This is a genomic window from Bacteroides parvus (assembly GCF_017309675.2).
GTDB lineage: Bacteria > Bacteroidota > Bacteroidia > Bacteroidales > Bacteroidaceae > Bacteroides > Bacteroides uniformis.
Genome location: NZ_CP084680.1, coordinates 1,141,814 through 1,165,017, shown reverse-complemented (window position 1 = coordinate 1,165,017; position 23,204 = coordinate 1,141,814). Strand labels below are relative to the sequence as shown.

The window sequence follows — 23,204 nt, the reverse complement described above, 5'->3', positions numbered from 1 at the left end:
GAAATATCTCTCAGGGGCATTTGGTTGGATTGTTGTATTTAGCAAGCATTCCATGCTATCATTTCACGAAGTCTTTGGGCAAAATACCGAATTGCTTCTGAAAGCACTTGGTAAAATAGGAAGGAGTATTGAAACCGGTCATGTAGCAAACCTCATTGATTTTACACTCCCCTTCCTTCAAAAGCTGCGCCGCTTTCTTCAGTCGTTCCAAGCGGATGTAGTCATTGGGAGTCATATCCAATATGCCCTTTATCTTCCGATTCAGGCTCGAACGGCTCATGTTCAGCAGGCTTGCCATATCATCCAGACAGAAATCCGGATTCTGCATATTGGCAACCACCACTTCCTTCAATGTTTTAAGGAAAGATTCATCTGCCTTTGTCATTGCCATACTGCCCGTCTGCACAAAAGGAGAATTGACAAAAGAAGCCCGTAGCTTCTCACGATTGTTCAGCAGATTGGCTACACACACTTTCAGATATTCCACAGAGAAAGGTTTCTCTATATATACGTCAGCCCCCAATTTCATTCCCTCTATTTTGGCTTGAAGGGTTGTCTTCGCTGTAAGCAGAATAATCGGTATATGGCTATAGTCAAGCTTGGACTTCAGGTGTTCGCACAATTCTAATCCATCCATCTCGGGCATCATTATGTCTGAAATGACAAGATTTACAGTATGCTCTTTCAGCACTTTCAAAGCCTCCACTCCGTTCACGGCAGTCAGCACACGATATTCCGAAGAGAGCTGTTTCACAATAAATGCCTGCATTTCCGGACTGTCTTCCACCACCAAAAGGGTATACCGGTGCTGTTCCAAGGCAGTACCTGCACCACTTTCCTCGGAGGATTCCCCGACCATTACCGGTTCTTTATGCTCTACGACCACCGTCTGCTCGTGCCTTAGTGGAAGTGACAGCAGGAAACAGTTGTTCTCCATCGAATCTTCCATGCACAACGTACCCTCATGGAGTTCGGCCAATGAACGGGCAAGCGCAAGCCCGATACCGGTGCCGGGCACAGAGCGCAACGTACCGGTTTTATACTGGATGAACGGCTTGAAAATCTCCTCGCGCATCTCTACCGGAATGACAAGGCCGTCATTGCATACAGAAAGCAGCAGTCTTTCACCTTCCGAATATAACCTGATGCGTATATAGGTCTCCGAATACTTTATCGCATTGGTCAGCAGATTGCTGATAATCTTGGTAAGCCCTTCCCTATCAACCGAAGCATACAAGCTTTCGGGAGTCTCTATACTCAATGCCAGCCCCCTTTCACGTGCTAAAGGCTTGAAACGCTTATACGTCTTCTGTAAGAGCTCAGATACGTCACATTCCACAAAATTCAATCGGAAGCCTTGTGTCTCTGTCTTCCGGAAGTCCAGCAACTGGTTTACCAAATCGAGCAGTCGGTTGGTGTTCAGTTCCATGGTCTCCAAATCATCCCTGATGTCATCCGAAACAGATTGGGAAGCCAGTACATTCTCAAGCGGGCTCTTTATCAGTGTAAGTGGTGTACGTATCTCATGCGCCACATTTGTAAAGAAGTCTATCTTTGCAGTATACAACTCACGTTCCTTTTCCCGCTCAAACTTGTCCATAGCCTGCTGATGCTTATGCCAGGTCCGTTTTCTGAAATAGATGATTACAGCAGCCAGTGAGCATAACGCCAATATCGTATAACCGGCATATGCCCAGGTGGAGAGATAGAAAGGAGGATGAATATGGATGTCGAGCACACGTTCCGTAGCATTCCACTTGCCATCGCTGTTGGAACCTTTTATACGCAATGTATAGCTTCCATAAGGAAGGTTTGAATAGTTGATGATGGAATTCCGCCCTACCGTATACCAGTCGCGGTCAAAACCTTCCAACTTATATTCAAGTCCATTCATTTCGGGTGCTTGATAACTTAAAGCCGCAACCTGGAAAGAGAAGGAGTTTTGGTCGGCATCCAGTTCTATTTCATCCGCATAGGTAATGCTCTTCTCTAAAGGAGAATCCGGACTATCCACCGAAAGCCGTTTATTGAACAGAAAGAAGTCTGTAATCACCACGGGAGGGAGGAAAGTATTCTCCACAAAAGTTTCCGGATCAAAGGCAATGAATCCGTTGATACTTCCTAAATAGATGCGTCCTTTCTTGTCAATGTAACCGGACTGGAAATTAAACTGGTTGCTCAGCAACCCATTAGCCGTGGTATAAACATGCTTGCTCTCCGTATCGGGATTGAAGCAGACCAGACCATAATTAGAAGTAATCCATAAGTTTCCCCGCTTATCCTCGACCATCTTGTAAATGGTATTGCTCGGAAATCCTTTCGACATGTCATAACGGGTAAAATTATCTGTTTCCGGATTGTAGCGGCAGAAGCCCTCACCCAGCGTCATGAACCACAGACGCTTCTTGCTGTCCTCGTAAATACTGATTACTTTATTGTAGGGAAGAGAGGTCGAATCGTTCTCATTAGGCAGATAATTCCTCCACTGCCGGCTTCTTACATTGTAGCAGAACACTCCATTGGAGAAAGTGGCAAACCACAAATTTCCGTTGAAGTCCTCCAGAATGTCATAAGTAAACATATTCTTCAGCTGAGGAATCCGGGTAAAGTCATCCGTGGGACGATTATACTTCAACAGACCGGACGTGGTGCCTATCCACACGTCTCCCGTAGTGGTCCTGCAAATGGTAAAGGCGTCATTGGCGACCATGGAATTCTCACTCTCACCCTTGGCATAATGTTTCACCCGCCTGGTCCGAAGATTCACCCGGTTCAGACCACCGGAAAACGTACCTACCCACAAATCATCCCCATCCAGACAAAGGCCATGAACATTCTGATAAATGGCCGGATGTTCAAAGGGCACTATCTTTCCGTTTTCCGGATTGTAATTGAACAAGCCTTTGTCTTCGGTACCTATCCACAAAGTGCCGTCATTACTTTCACAGATTTCCCGTACACGACGGCCAAAATGCCTGAGATTGTCTCTCGGATAGAACTTCTCGAAATAAGTCCACTGATAAGGATAATAGTTCACTCCACCGAAATAGGAACCTATCCACATGCCGTTCTCCTTGTCACAGCAGAGCGAATAAATGGCTTTGTCCGACAATGCATACGAATCATCCTGGTCGGGAACGGTCAGATGGGTAATCTTGTCATTCGTCAGATTGTAAATATACAAACCAGACTCTGCACCCACCCACAGCTCGTTGTCAGATTTGAACTGCAAGGCCCTCACATAGGTGTTCAGCAGCTTCCGCGTCTTGCCTGTAGTCTGATTTATCTCTGTCAAACCGTTCAGCGAAGCGATATACACGCAGTTATGGGGTCCGTTGACCTGCCAGTTAATAATATCATTTTTGAAAATTTCATTTCCTTCCGCATCCTTGAAAGGCTGCAGAGGAGTTTCAAAGTCAGCTTTCGCATAGTAAAGATTATCCGCATACAAAGCCAGCCAACACGTATTCCCATTCAGCCAGAAGCGGGTGACATTGGGCAGTCCCGAATCGTGCAGATAGTTCAGCAGGCTCCCTTCATCCGGTTTATAACAGAACAACCCCTGGTTTTCTACCGATATCCAGATATTATCGTCCTCGTCACTTCCAATCATAGTGACGAAATCCCTGATGATACTGCCGTTATCACTGGCCTCATCGAAAGCGGTAAAGGAATCCAACACGGGGTCGTAAATAAAGACTCCTCCATCGGTTCCAATCCAGATATTACCCCGGCGGTCTTCATAGAGTGCGGTTATGAAATTCCTGCCTAAACTGGAATTCTCCTTCTTGTAGACACGGAAAGACAATCCGTCATAACGGTTCAGACCGTCCTTGGTTCCGAACCACATAAAGCCTTTCCTATCCTGCAAAATCTGATACACGGTGTTCTGCGAAAGACCGTTCCGGATATCCATCGTTCTGAAATAGTAATGAACAGCATCCTGTGCACAGACCGGCAATACCGCCCATAGGCACAGACTAAGGAAAAGCTTTATAATCAATCGTTTCATAACAACATTTTTATGTACAATTTACCATTTACAAAGTACAATTTAACTATGCAGATAACAGCGCAGCCAAATTGTACTTTGTAAATGGTAAATTGTAAATGCCCTTATTTCTTAAGTGAATTGCAGATACGCGTATTTATCTCCTTCACGCGTTTCTCATCCAGCTTTATCACCTTGCGGTCGTAAGTCATCAGACCGTTCACTTCCACCTCCACATCCGTGGTCTGTGTATAGACGGCCGCCGAGAAACCTCTTTTTATCATCTGATACAGCATATCGGCATATTTCACGTACTCATCAGTCACTTCTTTGGAAGAGTTAAACTGAACATATCCCCAGTTGCGATTCGGTTCCCAAAGATGGTCTTTCAAGACAAGGCCAATGCCGCCATACTCACCCAAAACCGTAGCGCGCTGTGCATCATACAGATACATTTCCGGTTGGGGATAGTTGTGAAGGTCGAGCATGTCACCGCAAGTATAATGGTTACCGCCGCTTGCCGGATTCACCAGGCGGGTCGGGTCATACTGTTTCGTCCATTCGGCTATCTCTACCGTCTTGAACTGCCCCCAAGCTTCGTTGAACGGTACCCATGTACCGATACACGGATAAGAGTAGAGGCAATCCATTATTTCTTTCCATTCCTTTCGATAATAAGCTTCGGATTCGGCAGAACGTTTCATTTCTGTCCCGTCGAAATAGCGACGGTTCTGCCATTCCGGATTACGGTCACCGCTCGGCATATCCTGCCATACGATGATACCCAAACGATCACAATGTGTGTACCAACGTGCCGGTTCCACCTTGATATGCTTGCGAATCATATTGAAACCGAAATCTTTCGTCTTCTGTACATCGTACAGCAAAGCCTCGTCTGTGGGAGCTGTATACAGTCCGTCGGGCCACCAGCCCTGGTCCAGCGGTCCAAACTGGAACAAAGCTTCGTTATTCAGTTCCAGACGTACGATACCATCCGCGTCACGACGGGTGGAGTACTTACGCATGGCAGCATAGCTGTCCACCTTATCCACTACCTTTCCTCCGCTTTTCAGCGTCACTTTCAGCGTATAAAGGAAGGGGGAATCCGGACTCCACAACTTGGCATTCCGGGGCATGGACACCTCCACCGGCTCTGCATTGATACTTTTGCCGGTAGCTACCAGTTGATTGCCGTCATACACATTCACTTCCACAAAGTCAGAAGGGTATGCACTATTCAATTCAGCCCTCACTGTCAACAGATTACGGTCAATATCGGGAGTGATACGGAGATTCTCGATATGTTTTCCGGCAACCGGCTCCATCCATACCGTCTGCCAGATACCGCTTACGGGAGTGTACCAGATACCTTCCGGATTGCTGACCTGCTTTCCACGGGGTTGAGGTCCTTTATCCGTTGGGTCCCAAACCTTTACGACCAACTGATTGTTGCCTTTGCCAGAAAGGGCGGCAGTAATATCGAAGGAGAACGGAGTAAATCCCCCCGTATGGCTGCCTACTTTCACATCATTCACCCATACATCCGTTTTCCAGTCGACAGCACCAAAGTGCAACAGCACTTGTTTTCCCTTCCAGGCAGAAGGAATTTCAAAACTGCGCTGGTAGACCAGTTCCTGGTTTTCATTGATTCTTTTTCCAACTCCGGACAAGGAGGATTCAATAGCAAAGGGAACAAGTATCTGCCCTTCGAACTCTGCCGGAAGATGCTCACCTTTATTTATAACGGCATAATTCCACAGTCCGTTCAAGTTCTTCCAGTCACTCCGTTCCATGATGGGACGAGGATATTCGGGCAACACATTCGCGGGATTAATCTGGGATGCCCAGTCCGTTTTGATTTTATCACCTGCCGGCTTCCATTGCGCCGAGCTTCCGATTGCAAACAACGTCAAGAATGACGATATGAGGAAAAGTCTTCTCATAGTATTATAACTTTTTTATTGATTTCTACGAAAGCAAAGATAAGCCGATTCAGAAAAAAAGAATAGAAATTTCGAGCCAATAAATAGTATTTTTGTGAAATATCAAGGTATTATCGTCTCATTTTATCAAAGGAATCCATCAAAGGCATCTTTCTGACAGTTTTGCCAACCTGCTGACAGAAATACCGTACTCAGTACATTCAAGATTGTAAAGTTACCTTCGATATCGGTCACTGCCCCCATAACCAGACAGACAATGATTAACAAGAAGAATTTCTTTCTCATGCTTCTCTTCCTTAAAATTAATCAATCAAAACGCTTTTTAATATTCAATCACTGCAAAGATATGTCTCTTTTTCAAAAAGAAAAGTAATCACACTAAAAAGTTTTATTTTGATTACATTACAGACCAAATACAAGCAATATGTCTCCAGTTAAAGAAATCCAGAAAATAAGTATGATACCGAATGCAGAAATATAAGCAATGCCAAAGAAGATATATCCGGATTTTAAGATATGACACGTCCCGGCATACAACTTTTTTCGTAACTTTGCACAGTTTTAAAATACACTGAACGAATGGAGTTTAAGTATGACGTTATTGTAATAGGTGCCGGACACGCAGGATGCGAGGCCGCTGCCGCTGCCGCAAACCTGGGCTCGAAGACTTGTCTTATCACAATGGATATGAACAAAATCGGACAGATGAGTTGTAACCCGGCAGTGGGAGGCATCGCCAAAGGACAGATAGTACGCGAAATAGACGCCTTGGGAGGATATATGGGATTGGTGACAGACCAGACAGCCATACAGTTCCGTATACTGAACCGTTCCAAAGGTCCCGCTATGTGGAGCCCACGCGCACAGTGCGATCGCAACAAATTCATCTGGGCATGGAGAGAAATCCTGGAAAATATCCCCAACCTGCATATCTGGCAAGATACCGTGCAGGAAATCCTCGTTGAAAACGGTGAGATTACAGGAGTAGTAACACTATGGGGAGTAACGTTCCATGCCAAATGTGTAGTACTCACCGCAGGAACTTTCCTCAACGGACTGATGCACGTGGGACGTACCATGCTTCCGGGTGGACGTATGGCAGAACCTGCATCCTACCAATTAACCGAGTCCATCGCCAAACATGGCATCACATTCGGACGCATGAAGACAGGAACCCCCGTACGCATAGACGGACGCAGCGTGCATTATGAGGATATGGAAATTCAAGACGGAGAATGTGACTTCCACAAGTTCTCGTTCATGGATACTCATGTACGCCATTTGAAACAGCTCCCTTGCTGGACTTGTTTCACCAATGAAGAGGTACACCGGATTCTGCAGGAAGGTCTGCCAGATTCTCCCCTTTTCAACGGACAAATCCAAAGTATTGGCCCACGTTATTGCCCCAGTATAGAGACCAAGATTGTAACTTTCCCCGACAAGCCGCAGCACCAGCTTTTCCTGGAGCCCGAAGGGGAAACAACCCAGGAGCTCTACTTGAATGGATTCTCTTCTTCATTGCCCATGAACATCCAGATTACAGCATTGAAAAAGATACCGGCATTCAGAGATTTGGTCATCTACCGCCCGGGCTATGCCATCGAATACGACTTCTTTGACCCCACCCAACTGAAACATACGCTGGAAACGAAGAATATAAAGAATCTGTTCTTTGCCGGACAAGTAAACGGAACAACCGGTTACGAGGAAGCTGCCGGACAAGGAATCATGGCAGGCATCAACGCCCACATCAATTGCCACGGCGGAGAACCATTCACCCTTGCAAGAGATGAAGCATATATCGGCGTTTTAATCGATGACTTGGTAACAAAAGGTGTGGACGAGCCTTACCGTATGTTTACTTCCCGTGCCGAATATCGCATCCTGCTCCGTATGGATGATGCGGACATGCGACTCACGGAAAAAGCCTGGAAGCTAGGACTCGCCAAGGAAGAGCGGTACAAGCTGCTGACAGAAAAACGTGAAGCCGTGAACCGGATTATAGACTTCACGCGGAATTACTCGATGAAACCGGCATTAATCAATCCGATATTGGAGCAGCTCGGCACTACTCCACTGCGCCAAGGATGCAAATTGATAGATTTGATAAACCGACCGCAAGTAACAATTGAGAACATTGCCGAACATGTCAGCGCCTTTAAACGAGAACTGGATAAAATATCCGATAGAAAAGAAGAAATTGTAGAAGCTGCAGAAATACTCATCAAATACGAAGGATACATCGGACGCGAACGGATTATTGCGGATAAGTTGGCAAGATTGGAAAGCATCAAGATAAAAGGAAAGTTTGACTATAATTCCATCCAATCCCTTTCCACCGAAGCCAGACAGAAGCTGGTAAAGATAGATCCGGAAACAATAGCCCAAGCGAGTCGGATTCCGGGAGTATCTCCGAGCGACATCAACGTACTACTGGTACTTTGCGGACGATAGAGCGCAAAGTTCCACGTGAAACAAAGAATTCAACAAACCTATTAAATAAACTGATTATGAGCAAAGAAACGCTTGCTAAAAGCATTCGGGAAATACCCAACTTCCCCATTCCGGGAATTCTATTCTACGATGTAACTACCTTGTTCAAGGAACCTGCCGCCTTGCAGGAGCTCTCGGACACACTGTACGAGATGTATAAGGACAAAGGAATAACCAAAGTAGTGGGTATAGAATCAAGAGGTTTCATTATGGGCCCCATTCTCGCCACCAGACTGGGAGCAGGCTTCGTACCTATCCGCAAGCCGGGAAAACTTCCTGCAGAAACCATTGAAGAAAGCTATGATAAAGAATATGGCAAAGATACCGTACAGATGCACAAGGATGCCATTAATGAAGACGATGTAGTTTTGCTGCACGACGACTTACTGGCAACCGGTGGAACAATGGAAGCTGCCTGCAAATTGGTGAAGCAGATGAGCCCCAAGAAAGTGTATGTAAACTTCATCATCGAGCTGAAAGAGCTTCATGGCAAGGATGTGTTTGGGGATGATGTAGAAGTGGAATCGGTGCTATCGCTATAAATTTGTCAAACGAAACGACACAGAGGCACAGAGTACTCTTACCTGAGAGTTGATGTTATCCATCATTTTACTCCTCTTATCCTCCACCTTTTCATCATACCATTATGGAAGAACTCAGAACTAACGACTACCTCAAAGGGATTGTATCCAACCTTCCCGAAAGTCCTGGTATTTACCAATATCTGAATACCGAAGGGACCATTATATATGTAGGAAAGGCAAAGAATCTGAAGCGAAGAGTGTCTTCCTACTTCAACCGGGAGCACGAACCGGGAAAGACGAAAGTGCTGGTCAGCAAGATTGCAGATATCCGATATATCGTGGTGAATACGGAAGAAGACGCGCTATTGTTGGAAAACAATCTTATCAAGAAATACAAGCCACGCTACAACGTACTGTTGAAAGACGACAAAACATATCCTAGCATCTGCGTGCAGAACGAATACTTTCCACGCGTATTCAGAACCCGGAAGATAATCCGTAACGGTTCCTCCTATTATGGCCCTTACAGCCATATACCTTCCATGTACGCATTACTCGACCTCATCAAGCATCTGTACCCCTTACGTACATGCCACCTGAACCTCTCTCCAGAGAACATACGTGCCGGAAAGTTCAATGTTTGCCTGGAATATCACATCAAGAACTGTGCAGGGCCTTGCATCGGCAAGCAAAGTCAGGAAGATTACCTGAAAAACATCGCTGAAATCAAGGAAATCCTCAAAGGGAATACCCAAGAGATAGAAAGGATGCTCTTCCAACAAATGCAGGAGTTGGCAGCCGAAATGAAGTTTGAAGAAGCACAGAAGATAAAGGAAAAATACCTGCTGCTGGAAAACTACCGGGCAAAATCGGAAGTGGTAAGCAACGTGCTGCACAATATCGACGTATTCTCCATTGAAGAAGACAGCGATGAAAAGTCCGCTTTCGTCAACTACCTACACATTACGAACGGCGCCATCAACCAGGCTTTCACCTTCGAGTACAAAAAGCGGCTGAACGAAACCAAGGAAGAGCTGCTCTCCCTCGGCATCATCGAAATGCGGGAAAGATACAAAAGTCTTTCACGTGAAATCATCGTACCTTTTGAGCTAGATATGAAGCTGAAAGATGTCGTTTTCACCATCCCGCAACGGGGAGACAAAAAGAAGCTGCTGGAACTCTCCATCCTCAACGTGAAGCAGTACAAAGCCGACCGCCTGAAACAAGCCGAAAAGCTGAATCCGGAGCAACGGACTGTGCGCCTGCTGAAAGAGATACAACAAGAGCTGCACCTGGATCGCCTGCCCATGCAGATAGAATGTTTCGATAACTCCAACATCCAAGGTTCCGACCCCGTGGCCGGGTGCGTAGTCTTCGTCAAGGGGAAACCTTCCAAGAAGGATTACCGCAAGTACAATATCAAGACCGTAGAGGGACCGGATGACTATGCCTCCATGAAAGAAGTCGTAAAACGGCGCTATCAGCGCGCCATGGAAGAGAAAACGCCCTTGCCCGATCTTCTTATCACCGACGGTGGGAAAGGGCAAATGAGCGCCGTAAAAGAGGTGATAGACGAACTTGGCCTGAACATCCCCATCGCCGGGCTTGCCAAGGATGGCAAACACCGCACTTCCGAACTGCTGTACGGTTTCCCTCCCCAGACCATCGGATTGAAACAGAACACCCCCCTCTTCCGATTGCTGACGCAGATTCAAGATGAAGTGCACCGCTTCGCCATTACCTTCCACCGCGACAAGCGCAGCAAACGGCAGATTGCCTCCGCACTGGACGAGATAAAAGGCATCGGTGAAAAGACGAAAAGTGCGTTGCTCAAGGAGTTCAAAAGCGTGAAGCGTATCCGCGAAGCATCTGCCGAGGAGCTTGCCACCGTGGTGGGAGAAGCGAAAGCCAAAATCATCCAGACCTATTTCTCAGAGAAATAATGACTGATAAATCAGCCTGCAAAGCCATGCACACAACGAATTAATTCGTAACTTTGTTCCCTCAAAAAGACAAGAATAACATGAGAGTAGTGATACAACGTGCCGGATACGCTTCCGTCACCATCAACGGAACCTGCAAAGCCTCCATTGGAAAAGGCCTCATGATACTCGTAGGCATCGAAGAATCCGATGGAAAAGAAGATATTGACTGGCTTTGCAAGAAGATAGTCAACCTGCGCATTTTCGACGACGAAAACGGCGTGATGAACAAATCCATTCTTGAGGCAGGCGGCGAAATACTGGTTATCAGCCAGTTCACCCTACATGCCTCCACCAAGAAAGGCAACCGCCCTTCCTACATACGGGCAGCACGACCGGAAATATCCGTCCCGCTGTACGAACAATTCTGCCGGGAAATGAGTTTAGCATTAGGTAAAGAAATAGGTACCGGCGAATTTGGCGCCGATATGAAAGTAGAACTGATGAACGATGGTCCCGTAACCATCTGTATGGATACAAAAAACAAGGAATAATGACGTTAGAAGAAGCACAGAAACAAGTGGATTCCTGGATAAAGGAATACGGAGTACGCTATTTCAGCGAACTCACCAACATGGCCATACTGACCGAAGAAGTGGGCGAAATGGCCCGCGTCATGGCCCGCAAGTACGGAGACCAGTCCTTCAAAGAAGGAGAAAAAGACAACCTCGACGATGAAATGGCAGATATTCTCTGGGTACTTCTCTGTATTGCAAACCAGACCGGAGTGAACCTGACAGAGGCTTTCCGCCGTAACTTCGAGAAGAAAACCAGACGTGACCAGACAAGACATATCAATAATCCTAAATTGAAAGACCATGGAGAAGAATGAGCCTACCCAGAGTAAGTATGACGCCGCCCTGGCAAAGTACAACACCCAACTGGATGATGCAGAAATAGCTGCACAAGTTGCCAGAATCATTGCAGAGAAAGTACCGGCAAACAATACACCGGAGGTAAAGAAATTCCTGTTCAACTGCATTGACCTTACCACCCTGAAGAGTGAAGACAGCGATGAAAGCGTCATGAAATTCACCCAGAAAGTGAATAAATTCGACGAAGAGTTCCCCGACCTGAAGAATGTGGCAGCCATCTGTGTATACCCCAATTTTGCAGAAGTCGTAAAAGATACGCTGGAAGTGGAGGATGTAAAAATAGCTTGTGTATCAGCAGGTTTCCCCTCCTCCCAGACTTTCATTGAAGTGAAAGTGGCAGAAACTGCCATGGCACTGATGGAAGGCGCCGATGAAATAGACATCGTTATTTCGGTGGGCAAGTTCCTGGCTGGAGACTATGAAAGCATGTGCGAGGAGATACAAGAACTCAAAGCAACCTGTAAAGAGCACCACATGAAGGTAATCCTCGAAACCGGAGCTTTGAAGACGGCTTCGAACATCAAAAAAGCATCCATCCTTTCCATGTATTCGGGTGCCGATTTCATCAAGACTTCCACCGGCAAGCAACAGCCTGCCGCCACACCGGAGGCCGCTCTGGTTATGTGCCAGGCCATCAAGGAATATCACGAGCTGACGGGTATCAAGGTAGGCTTTAAGCCCGCAGGAGGAATCAACTGCGTGAACGACGCACTGATTTACTACACCATCGTCAAGGAAGTGCTCGGCGAAGAATGGCTGAACAACGAACTGTTCCGCTTGGGAACCAGCCGTCTTGCTAACCTGCTGCTTTCGGAAATCAAGGGCGAGGAAATGAAATTCTTTTAAGAGGAAGTTGCATTTACCTATAAATAAAGCCTGATGGAATGGATTCCATCAGGCTTTTTCATATTATCAACCGGAAATAGTTCCGTTATTTTTCCCGTTCCACCACATAGTCCAGATACCCGGTAAGCGCTGCTTTTACCTCCGTATCGGGCAAAGAAGCCAGCAAAGAAAGGGCCTTTCTCTTATAATCATGCATCACTTGCGAAGCATACTCTATGCCACCATGCTGCTTGGTAAACTCGATTAAATGGGCTATTTCACTAGGCGTTGCCTCTCCGTTCTTTATCTTCACGGCAATCTCTTCCGCTGTTTTATCCTTCACGGTATTGAGTACATGGAGCACGGGCAGGGTCAACTTCCCTTCCACCATATCATTTCCGGTAGGTTTGCCTATCTCCTTGCTCTCGGAGTAATCGAAAATATCATCCTTTATCTGAAAACAAAGCCCGATATATTCACCGAACAGACGCGCAGATTCCGCCATTTCATCGCTGGCTCCCACCGAGAGCGCGCCCGCCTTCGTACAAGCAGCAAAGAGCACGGCCGTCTTCTTGCGGATGACGTCGAAATACACTTCCTCAGAAAAATGAAGATTACTGACGTTGGAAAGCTGCAGAAGTTCACCATCTGCCAAATCCTGCCCCAGGCAGGAGACAATGTCAATGATGTCATGATTACGGGTCATGCCCACTTGCACCAACGCTGTCGCAAGCAGATAATCGCCTGCCAGCACGGCTACCTTATTATTGAAAATGGCATTAACGGAGAGTTGTCCACGGCGTTCAGTACTTTCATCCACTACATCATCGTGTACAAGGCTTGCATTATGGAGAAGTTCCAGTGCAACCGCAGCATGCAGGGTTGCAGGACATACTTTACCGAAAAGCTTCGCAGCCAGAAGCACCAGAATGGGGCGCATCATCTTCCCGTTCTTCTGCCGGATATGCGCAATCACGCTGTTCAGCAAAAGGTTGGAACTGGAAAGGGTACTTTCAAAAAGTTTCTTGAAGTCCTCCAGTTCCTCAGAAATCGGAGATTTTATCAATGATGAGTTGTCCATGCATCGCTATTTGCCTACAAAAATAGTAATAAAACGGTTAATACGGTATTTTTTTGTACTTTTACCATGAAAAAAAGGATTAAATGTATGAATTCAATCGATAAACTGTTTTTGCTCGATGCCTACGCACTGATATATCGGGCCTATTACGCGTTCATCAAGAACCCGAGAACCAACTCAAAAGGATTCAACACCTCGGCCATTCTGGGCTTTGTAAACACCCTGGAAGAAGTGCTTAAAAAAGAGAATCCCACACACATAGGAGTAGCCTTCGACCCGTCAGGCCCTACCTTCCGCCACGAGGCCTACGAGCAATACAAGGCACAGCGCGAGGAGACACCCGAGACCATCCGCCTTTCCGTACCTATTATAAAGGATATCATCCGCGCCTACCGCATCCCCATCCTTGAGGTGGCCGGCTATGAAGCGGACGACGTGATAGGCACGCTTGCCACCGAAGCAGGGCGGCAGGGCATCACCACCTATATGATGACACCCGACAAGGACTACGGCCAGCTGGTATCGGACCGCATCTTTATGTACCGCCCCAAGCACACCGGCGGATTCGAAGTGATGGGTACCGAAGAAGTAAAAGCCAAATTCAACATACAAACCACCGAGCAAGTCATCGATATGCTGGGACTGATGGGCGATGCTTCCGACAACATCCCCGGCTGTCCAGGTGTGGGCGAGAAAACCGCACAGAAGCTGATTGCCGAATTCGGCAGCATCGAGAACCTGCTGGAACACACCGACCAACTGAAAGGCGCACTGAAAACGAAGGTGGAGACAAACCGGGAGATGATTACCTTCTCCAAATTCCTTGCTACCATCAAAACAGATGTCCCCATCCGGCTCGATATGAATTCGCTCGTCCGGGAAGAACCGAACGAAGAAGAACTCCGCAAGATTTTCGAAGAGTTGGAATTCCGCACACTCATCGACCGGATACTCAAAAAAGGAAACGGCAACTCTTCCTCCCCCACCCCAACCTCTCCGACACCCGACCTCTTTGCCGGCACTCTGTTTGCCCAGCCGCAAACCTCCAATCCCGAAAACAGCGCCCCCGTTCAAGGCGATTTGTTTGCAAATTTTGCGGGCGAGGGGACGGGAGCTTCTGAAAATTCAAATCTGAAGCGGTTAGAAATGCTCGATGTAGACTATCAACTCATTGATACAGAAGAGAAAAGAAAGGGAATTATTCAAAAGTTGCTTACAAGCGAAATTCTCTCAATAGATACAGAGACTACCGGAACCGAGCCAATGGATGCCGAACTCGTGGGAATGAGCTTCAGTGACGCCGAAAATCGGGCATACTACGTACCCGTACCTGCTGAACGAGAGGAAGCCTTAAAAATTGTAAACGAGTTCCGCCCCCTCTTCGAAAACGAGAAATCCATGAAGGTGGGACAAAATATCAAGTACGATATGATTATCCTCCAGAATTACGGAGTCCGGGTGAAAGGCAAGCTTTTCGACACCATGCTCGCCCATTACGTGCTTCAACCCGAACTGCGACACAACATGGACTATCTGGCGGAAATCTACCTGCACTACCAGACCATCCACATCGATGAGCTGATTGGAGCGCGAGGCAAAAACCAAAAGAACATGCGCGACCTTCCACCCGAAGATGTCTACCGTTATGCCTGCGAGGATGCGGACGTCACCCTCAAACTGAAAAACGTGCTGGAAAAGGAACTGAAGGAGCAAGGTGCCGAACATCTGTTCTACGAAATAGAGATGCCGCTCGTCCCCGTACTTGTCAATATAGAGAGCAACGGAGTGCTGCTCGATACGGAAGCATTGAAGCAGTCGTCCCAGCACTTCACTGTCCGCCTGCAGGAGATTGAAAAGGAAATCTACGAGATGGCTGGCGAGACATTCAATATCAGCTCCGCCAAGCAGGTAGGCGAAGTGCTGTTCGACAAGCTGAAAATCGTGGAGAAAGCGAAAAAGACCAAAACCGGACAATACGTCACCTCCGAAGAGGTGCTGCAAAGCTACCGCAGCAAGCACGACATCATCGGGAAGATACTGGAATACCGCGGACTGAAGAAACTGCTGAGCACCTATATAGATGCCCTGCCCCAGCTCATCAACCCACGTACGGGCCGCATACACACCTCCTTCAACCAGGCGGTAACCGCTACCGGACGCCTCAGCTCCAGCAATCCCAACCTGCAGAACATCCCCATCCGCGACGAAGACGGAAAGGAAATCCGCAAGGCGTTCATCCCCGACACCGACTGCGAGTTCTTCTCTGCCGACTACTCGCAGATAGAGCTGCGCATCATGGCACACCTCAGCGAAGATAAGAACATGATAGACGCCTTCCTCAGCGGACACGACATCCACGCCGCTACCGCTGCCAAGATATATAAGATAGATATAAACGACGTAACCGCCGACATGCGCCGCAAGGCAAAAACGGCAAACTTCGGCATCATCTACGGCATCTCCGTCTTCGGGCTTGCCGAACGCATGGGCGTTTCCCGCCAGGAAGCCAAAGAGCTGATAGACGGCTACTTTGAAACCTACCCACAAGTGAAGGAGTATATGGACAAAAGCATCCAAGTGGCACGCGAGAACGGCTATGTGGAAACCATCTTCCACCGCAAGCGCTTCTTGCCGGACATCAACTCAAGAAACGGGGTGGTACGGGGCTATGCCGAACGGAATGCCATCAACGCTCCCATCCAGGGAAGTGCCGCCGACATCATAAAAGTAGCCATGGCACACATCTATCAGCGCTTCCAAGCTTACAATCTGAAAGCAAAGATGATTTTACAGGTCCATGACGAACTAAATTTCAGCGTTCCAGAGGCAGAAAAAGAGCTTGTACAGAAAATCGTAATCGAAGAGATGGAGCAGGCATATCGCATGTACGTACCCCTGAAAGCCGATTGTGGGTGGGGAAACAACTGGTTGCAGGCACACTAAACAGCCCAATAACTTTATTTAACTTACAATCAGAAAGCAACAGAAGCAATCCTTTCCAAATACAGTTTGCTCATCAGAATATCCGGCAACCTCGCTGCCGGATATTTTTTATTCACCAATCTTGCCAAAAGGAAAGCATACCGGAACCCTCACTACTGACATATTGATAAAATTTAATCCGATATTTATATTTATGTCAATTTAATACGTACCTTTGCAGCGAAATCAATGACATATTGATAGAAAATAGAAAGTTAAACTAAAAAAGACATAAAACCATGAAAGCAAAAGTATCTTTAAAAACAGTGATTGTTTCAGCACTTCTCTTAGTTTGCGGATTAAATGCCTCAGCCGACAATAAGAGCAACCTCATTTACAATTCGGAAGAAGTAAATGGCATGAAGGTGGCAGAGACCGTATACAAGATGGACGGAAACACGCTTGCCAACTATATGAAGTACAATTATAAGTACGACGACCAGAACCGCATGACGGAAAGCGAAGCCCTGAAATGGAACAGCACCAAGAATACATGGGGCAAGGACATGTGCATCCGCTATGCATACCAAGGCAAGACGATGACTACCACATACTACAAATGGAACAACAAGAAAGGCGAATACATACTGGTTCCCGAGATGACAGTAATCATGGACAACCCTAACATGTAATTGACAAACTCTCTCTTAAAGTAAGAAATCTTATTCCTAACAACAATAACCGAAACCTTTCATAAAAGAGCCGGAATGATTCGCACATTCCGGCTCTTTTATTATATCTTCGCCTCCTAAAAAGGAATGCCACATGATACCCGAGACCCTCATTACCTATATCGAGACAGCAATCATTCCCCGGTACAAGGAGTTTGATAAGGCACACAACCTCTCACACGTCCGCACCGTCATCGAAGAAAGCCTTGCCCTCGCCCGGCAATATCCCGAAGCGGACGAACGCCTGGCATACGTCATTGCCGCCTACCATGACACGGGACTGTGCCGCGACCGCGCCACCCACCACCTTGTCTCCGGCGAGATACTGATGGCGGACTCCACCCTGCGGCAATGGTTCTCCGACACGGAAATCCTCCTCATGAAAGAAGCCGTAGAGGACCACCGGGCCTCCACAGACCACGAACCTCGTAGCATCTACGGCAAGATTGTTGCCGAAGCGGACCGTATCATCGACCCGGACATCACCCTGCGCCGCACCGTCCAATACGGCTTGAAACAGAATCCTGCCGCCGACAAGGAGTGGCACTACCAGCGATTCCATCAGCATCTCATGGCAAAATATGCACCCGGCGGTTATCTGAAGCTTTGGTTTCCCGAGGGGAAGAATGCGGAACAGCTGAAGAAGCTCCAAGCCATTATCGCAGACGAAGGACGACTGCGGCAAGTTTTCAACCGAATATTCGAGGAGGAAAAGCAATAGCGGTATCAATGAAGCATATACCCCATTTCATTTCCGACTATGGAAACGGTTTGTTTCCTATAATGGAACAGAGTGTTCTCTATAAGGAAACAAAGTGTTTCCTATAACGGAACAAATCGTTTTATCCCGTCGAAACAAGTCGTTTCATACAAGAGAAACAATCTGTTCCGACGGGGTGTAACAAAGTGTTCTGTACTGTGAACTAATACAATAGCTCTATTTAGAAGGTCTCACAAGATAAGTATCCGCCTCCATAAGTATAAAGACTTATGGGCGTGGCAACATGAGGAAATCATAAAACTCACAGATGGACTGGCCTTCGGTCTCTGATTCGAAGACAAAGAAGAGCGGCTGCTTTCCCTTATGCAGCTTTGCCGGAATAGAGAGCGGAGCATAAAACTCCCTGCAAGTGCTGCCAGCCTTCACATCCACAAGTCCTATCTCTACACCACCTTTTGTTGTCCAAGGGCTACCCAGCATGATGCGGATGCGTCCGTCGGTATCTTCAGCCTTCAACCTTAACTGCATCTGCAAAGGCTTATCTTGCGGAACGGCATTCATATTCAAGTATTTATATCCTACAATCGACCCGCTTGTATTATTCACCACCGGAGCGAACGGGATTTTGTGGTTGTTATCGCCGGCATAGGGATTATTATCCCGGTACACAGGCCGGATGTAAGACCCCGTGTAGACATAATGGGGATAAACCTCTTTGATACCTCCGGGATTGGTGTGCCAACAAGCCAGTCCGGCCGAGATGCGTTGCATAGGATTGAGCCCTTCAAGAAGGAAACCCTCAGAGTTGAATTCCCCGCGTGAAATCACAACTTTCCCGCCTTTTCCTTTTTCCACCTTTACATCAATGGCCGACACCATAGCCTGGCGTGCATAGCAATCAGTACCTATCTGGCGATGATAGAACACGTACCATTGCTTGCCTATCTTACAGATACTGCCATGCGTATTTCCACCGGGCATGGCAGAAGCTATCACATTGCCTTTTTCATCATATTCGCGCGCCCGCGCATCGATGATTGTTCCGCCATAGGTCCAGGGGCCCAAAGGATGCTCGCTGTAGGCATAGGCCAACGTATAATTGCTGGCGTTTGGCAAGCCATCTTCACCCTCAGCGGTAGTACGGCTATAGATAAACACATACTTATCCTCAATCTTGCGGATGGAGGATGCCTCAAAGAAGCGGAATATACCTTCCTGCCGATAGCCTGAAACCATGTTCTCCACCACTTCGGTACCCGGCTTTACCGTGCACATGGTAGCAGGGTCCAACTCCGCGCCATGCGAAATGCCAAATCCCCAATAACCATACACACGTCCATCATCATCGACAAACACTGCGGGGTCGAATCCCAAACAACCGAAAGTCTCGCGAGGACGCTCCTTATGCCAGTTGCATACCGTAAACGGGCCATCGGGACGGTCGCTTTTGGCAATCATGGAATTGCGTCCGCCACCTTGATTGTTCGGAAAAAGGTAATAAGTTTTCTTACCATCGGCATCGGTAGTTACTGTCACGTCAGGAGCAAAAAGCACGTCGTCGGTTCCATCAGCATTCAGTTTATACAGTTCGGGCGACTCATTGACTTTAAATATCACGCCGTCATATCTCCAACGGGTCAAGTCTTCTACGGGTGCCGACCACACCACTTGGTCACGTCCGCAATACATCCACTTGAGATTATCGTGCGAACCATAAATATAAAGACGGTACTTGCCGGGACAGTCAGGATCCTCAAACACATAGGGCTCACCATCAGGAATAAATTCCCAAAGCGGCAGATAAGGATTCTGTGCAGATAATGTAAAAGACAGACCGATGAGACAAGAGAAAATCATCAGAATTTTTCTTACTTTGTTTTTCATAATCGCATTGATTTATAGAATGATACTTAAATTTATAATTGCAACAAAACTATCAATTTATCATTTTACTCTCGTGCTTTTAATGCAAATTAACACACCCACTTTCCCCGGTAAGTACTATCTTTGCTTAAAAAAGTGAAGATAGGCCGCACCTCAGCATAAAAAATGAACGCGTTCATTTCATTCTGCCTTCGGTTTGCACTATCTTTGCATCCAATTAACTGAACAATAACTAAAAAACGAGATAACACTATGGCATTAAAAGCTGGTATCGTGGGCCTTCCCAACGTAGGAAAATCCACTCTTTTCAACTGCTTGAGCAGCGCAAAGGCACAAGCGGCAAACTTCCCGTTCTGTACAATCGACGCCCAAATGGGGCAAGTGTCCGTACCCGACGAACGACTGACGAAGCTCGCCGAGCTGGTTCACCCGGGGCGTATCGTACCCGCCGTGTGCGACATCGTAGACATTGCCGGACTGGTGAAGGGCGCCAGCAAAGGTGAAGGACTCGGCAACCAATTCCTGGGCAACATCCGCGAGTGTGACGCCATCATCCACGTGCTGCGCTGCTTCGACAATGGCAACATCGTCCACGTGGACGGCTCGGTGAACCCCGTACGCGACAAGGAAATCATCGACACAGAGCTGCAACTGAAAGACCTCGAAACCGTGGAAAACCGCATCAAGCGCGTAGAGAAAATAGCCAAGGTGGGTGGCGACAAGGCGGCAAAGATAGAGTACGAACTCCTGCTCCGCTACAAGGATGCCTTGGAACAAGGGCAAAGCGCCCGCACCGTCATCCCGCAGAACGACGACGAGGAACAATGTGGCAAGCAGATGTTCCTGCTCACCACCAAACCCGTGCTGTACGTCTGCAACGTGGATGATGTCAGCGCCGCCGGCGGCAATCAGTACGTAGAACAGGTGCGCGAAGCCATCAAGGGCGAGGATGCGGAACTCATCATCATCTCCGCACAGACCGAAGCCGATATTGCCGAACTGGAGACATACGAGGAAAAACAGATGTTCCTCGAAGACCTGGGACTGAAAGAAAGCGGTTGTAACCGCTTGATTAAAGCTATCTACAGCCTGCTGAATCTCGAAACCTTCATCACTGCCGGAGAGATGGAAGTAAAGGCATGGACCTATCGCAAGGGATGGAAAGCGCCGCAATGCGCCGGCGTTATCCATACGGATTTCGAGAAAGGGTTTATCCGGGCAGAGGTCATCAAGTATGAGGATTATATCAAGTATGGCAGCGAAGCAGCCGTGCGCGAAGCCGGAAAGTTGGGTGTGGAAGGCAAGGAGTATGTGGTGCAGGATGGGGACATCATGCACTTCAGGTTCAATGTGTAATGATATTCATTCCAGATGGCAATGTACTTTCTTTGTACATTGCCATTTTCTAATAAACTCCATACAATAACAATACTGTGAAACAGATTATCTTCCTTTTATTCTTATTGTCCTGTACTGCCGTTTATGCACAACAGCAAGACTCAGTAACCATTCACGGACGGGTGACTGATTACAACGGACAGCCGATAGACAGTGCCAGCATCTGGTGGCAAAACCCGCAGTTCAATGACATCATAGAAGCCATAACCGACAAAGACGGGCATTACACGGCCCGTATACCCAAAGGGAAATATCAAAGTGCAGCCTCTATTTATCTGCCCTCCTATGCACACATTGCCATGAAAAGCGGGCTGCCCGAGACTGAACACCGCCTGGAATTCTGGGCCTGGGATTTCATCGCCGACCGCGACACTACACTCGACATACGTTATCATCGTATGGAAGCTTATGGCCTGCGTGCTTTCCGCATCCCCGGAGCCATGCCTACTTATCAGATATACGTCCGTCCCATGAGCTTGACACGTACCTACCAATGGATGAAAGAAACAAAGCCCGAGTCATTGGTACACGGTGAAAACCTGAGTGACATTGAGCAACAAGAACAAAACAAAGAAACCAGAGAATGCCAGATGGCTCCCCGCCCCGGGCAACTGAAAGTCACTGTCTGGATAGACGGCGAGAAAGTCCCCGTGCTGATGAAGCAGGAAATAAAAGAATATTTCGACAGCAACGAATATGGTAACGCCTATCTATTGACAGTAGACATGCCCAAGCATCCCAGAAAAGACCTTCCCTACCGTATTTTCAAAGTAGAGCTGGAAGACATGGAGAACGGTGACCGGGGCGAAGGGCTTTACTATATGGAAAAGGAAAACTACGTTCAATAAACCATACACAACAAATGGCAAACAGTAATCTGAAATACCTCATAGCAGGTACCGGCGGCGTAGGCGGAAGCATCGCCGCCTTTCTTTCATTATCCGGCAAAGACGTCACTTGCATTGCACGTGGCGAACACCTTGCCGCCATACGCGGGAACGGATTGCAACTGCACTCCGATTTGAAAGGTGAACATTCTCTGAAAGTGGCGGCATTTACCGCAGAAGAATTCCAAGGCAAAGCGGATGTTATCTTTGTCTGCGTCAAAGGTTATTCCGTAGACTCCATTACGGAACTCATCAAACGTGCCTCACACGAGCGTACAGTGGTAATCCCCATCCTAAATGTTTACGGAACCGGTCCCCGTATCCAACGGTTGGTCCCCGGCGTCACGGTGCTCGACGGCTGCATCTACATCGTAGGATTCGTATCCGGACGGGGAGAAATCACGCAGATGGGAAAGATTTTCCGGCTCGTCTACGGAGCACACCGCGGCACGATTGTTTCCCGTGAAACATTGGAAGCCGTGCAACGCGATTTGCAGGAAAGCGGCATCAAAGCCGAAATCTCCGACGACATCAACCGGGACACATTCGTCAAGTGGTCCTTCATTTCTGCTATGGCCGTCACCGGAGCCTATTACGACGTACCTATGGGCGAAGTCCAGAAACCGGGCAAAGTGCGCGACACCTTTATCGGACTGTCACAAGAGAGTACAGCTTTGGGCAGGAAGTTGGGTATAGAATTCAAGGAAGACATCGTGCAGTATAACCTCAAAGTAATAGACAAACTCGCCCCCGAAAGTACCGCCTCCATGCAGAAAGATATGGCCAAAGGGCATCAGAGCGAAGTACAAGGCTTGTTGTTCGACATGATTACGGCTGCAGAGGAACAAGGGATTGAGGTGCCGACGTATAGGATGGTGGCGGAGAAATTCAAATAAACTGCCACAATGAACTGCCAAACGAGATAATTTCATACCTTTGTCCCGAAC

The 23,204-nt window shown here is 47.5% G+C and carries 17 protein-coding genes; 12 read left to right on the top strand and 5 right to left on the bottom strand.

Features of this window, described 5'->3' with window-relative positions; all coding sequences use genetic code 11:
- Nucleotides 1-58: 58 nt before the first annotated feature.
- The 3 genes from JXR92_RS04580 to JXR92_RS04570 form a co-directional block, all read right to left on the bottom strand.
- A complete protein-coding gene (locus tag JXR92_RS04580) occupies nucleotides 59-4,012 on the bottom strand; it encodes a hybrid sensor histidine kinase/response regulator transcription factor (protein WP_138345236.1) in 3,954 nt (1,317 codons plus the stop codon).
- 104 nt (nucleotides 4,013-4,116) lie between these two features.
- Nucleotides 4,117-5,934 carry a glycoside hydrolase family 2 protein gene (locus JXR92_RS04575; protein WP_138345238.1) on the bottom strand — a complete coding sequence of 606 codons (1,818 nt, stop codon included), beginning with the start codon at nucleotides 5,932-5,934 and terminating at the stop codon, nucleotides 4,117-4,119.
- Between the two features lie 126 nt (nucleotides 5,935-6,060).
- On the bottom strand, nucleotides 6,061-6,219 hold the full coding sequence (locus JXR92_RS04570; RefSeq protein ID WP_158562799.1) for a hypothetical protein: 159 nt from the start codon (nucleotides 6,217-6,219) through the stop codon (nucleotides 6,061-6,063).
- 294 nt (nucleotides 6,220-6,513) lie between these two features.
- Here JXR92_RS04570 and mnmG point away from each other — a divergent pair, with 294 nt between their 5' ends.
- From mnmG to deoC, 6 genes are all read left to right on the top strand, one after another.
- Entirely contained in the window at nucleotides 6,514-8,388 is a 1,875-nt protein-coding gene (mnmG, locus tag JXR92_RS04565) for a tRNA uridine-5-carboxymethylaminomethyl(34) synthesis enzyme MnmG (protein ID WP_117599886.1), read from the top strand.
- A gap of 56 nt (nucleotides 8,389-8,444) precedes the next feature.
- Nucleotides 8,445-8,969 carry an adenine phosphoribosyltransferase gene (locus tag JXR92_RS04560; protein ID WP_165491370.1) on the top strand — a complete coding sequence of 175 codons (525 nt, stop codon included), beginning with the start codon at nucleotides 8,445-8,447 and terminating at the stop codon, nucleotides 8,967-8,969.
- Between the two features lie 104 nt (nucleotides 8,970-9,073).
- Complete coding sequence (uvrC, locus tag JXR92_RS04555) at nucleotides 9,074-10,894, top strand: excinuclease ABC subunit UvrC (RefSeq protein ID WP_138345240.1); 1,821 nt, start codon at nucleotides 9,074-9,076, stop codon at nucleotides 10,892-10,894.
- Nucleotides 10,895-10,974: 80 nt separating this feature from the next.
- Nucleotides 10,975-11,427 carry a D-aminoacyl-tRNA deacylase gene (gene dtd / locus JXR92_RS04550; RefSeq protein WP_117599888.1) on the top strand — a complete coding sequence of 151 codons (453 nt, stop codon included), beginning with the start codon at nucleotides 10,975-10,977 and terminating at the stop codon, nucleotides 11,425-11,427.
- Nucleotides 11,427-11,765: a nucleotide pyrophosphohydrolase gene (locus tag JXR92_RS04545; RefSeq protein ID WP_044468049.1), complete on the top strand. Its 339-nt coding sequence runs from the start codon at nucleotides 11,427-11,429 to the stop codon at nucleotides 11,763-11,765. The genes dtd and JXR92_RS04545 overlap by 1 nt, the downstream gene beginning before the upstream one ends.
- Nucleotides 11,752-12,654: a deoxyribose-phosphate aldolase gene (gene deoC / locus JXR92_RS04540; protein WP_117599889.1), complete on the top strand. Its 903-nt coding sequence runs from the start codon at nucleotides 11,752-11,754 to the stop codon at nucleotides 12,652-12,654. Before JXR92_RS04545 ends, deoC begins: the two co-directional genes overlap by 14 nt.
- An 85-nt stretch (nucleotides 12,655-12,739) precedes the next feature.
- Here deoC and JXR92_RS04535 read toward each other — a convergent pair whose 3' ends face one another.
- On the bottom strand, nucleotides 12,740-13,714 hold the full coding sequence (locus JXR92_RS04535; RefSeq protein ID WP_117599890.1) for a polyprenyl synthetase family protein: 975 nt from the start codon (nucleotides 13,712-13,714) through the stop codon (nucleotides 12,740-12,742).
- A gap of 87 nt (nucleotides 13,715-13,801) precedes the next feature.
- Between JXR92_RS04535 and polA the strand changes: the two genes are divergently transcribed.
- The 3 genes from polA (at nucleotide 13,802) to JXR92_RS04520 (ending at nucleotide 18,088) form a co-directional block, all read left to right on the top strand.
- On the top strand, nucleotides 13,802-16,657 hold the full coding sequence (polA, locus tag JXR92_RS04530) for a DNA polymerase I (RefSeq protein ID WP_117599891.1): 2,856 nt from the start codon (nucleotides 13,802-13,804) through the stop codon (nucleotides 16,655-16,657).
- 278 nt (nucleotides 16,658-16,935) lie between these two features.
- Nucleotides 16,936-17,328: a DUF3836 domain-containing protein gene (locus JXR92_RS04525; RefSeq protein ID WP_005826180.1), complete on the top strand. Its 393-nt coding sequence runs from the start codon at nucleotides 16,936-16,938 to the stop codon at nucleotides 17,326-17,328.
- 133 nt (nucleotides 17,329-17,461) lie between these two features.
- Entirely contained in the window at nucleotides 17,462-18,088 is a 627-nt protein-coding gene (locus JXR92_RS04520; protein WP_117599892.1) for an HD domain-containing protein, read from the top strand.
- Nucleotides 18,089-18,355: 267 nt separating this feature from the next.
- Here the strand turns inward: JXR92_RS04520 and JXR92_RS04515 are convergent, their stop codons facing one another.
- Nucleotides 18,356-19,972 (bottom strand): family 43 glycosylhydrolase, encoded by a 1,617-nt coding sequence (locus tag JXR92_RS04515; protein WP_138345242.1) that lies wholly within the window; start codon nucleotides 19,970-19,972, stop codon nucleotides 18,356-18,358.
- Between the two features lie 252 nt (nucleotides 19,973-20,224).
- Here JXR92_RS04515 and ychF point away from each other — a divergent pair, with 252 nt between their 5' ends.
- From ychF to JXR92_RS04500, 3 genes are all read left to right on the top strand, one after another.
- Nucleotides 20,225-21,328, top strand: coding sequence for a redox-regulated ATPase YchF (gene ychF / locus JXR92_RS04510; RefSeq protein ID WP_138345244.1), 1,104 nt, complete (start codon nucleotides 20,225-20,227; stop codon nucleotides 21,326-21,328).
- A 77-nt stretch (nucleotides 21,329-21,405) separates the two neighbouring features.
- Nucleotides 21,406-22,218, top strand: coding sequence for a carboxypeptidase-like regulatory domain-containing protein (locus tag JXR92_RS04505; RefSeq protein WP_138345246.1), 813 nt, complete (start codon nucleotides 21,406-21,408; stop codon nucleotides 22,216-22,218).
- A gap of 14 nt (nucleotides 22,219-22,232) precedes the next feature.
- Complete coding sequence (locus JXR92_RS04500; RefSeq protein ID WP_138345249.1) at nucleotides 22,233-23,153, top strand: ketopantoate reductase family protein; 921 nt, start codon at nucleotides 22,233-22,235, stop codon at nucleotides 23,151-23,153.
- The last annotated feature ends 51 nt before the right edge of the window (nucleotides 23,154-23,204 follow it).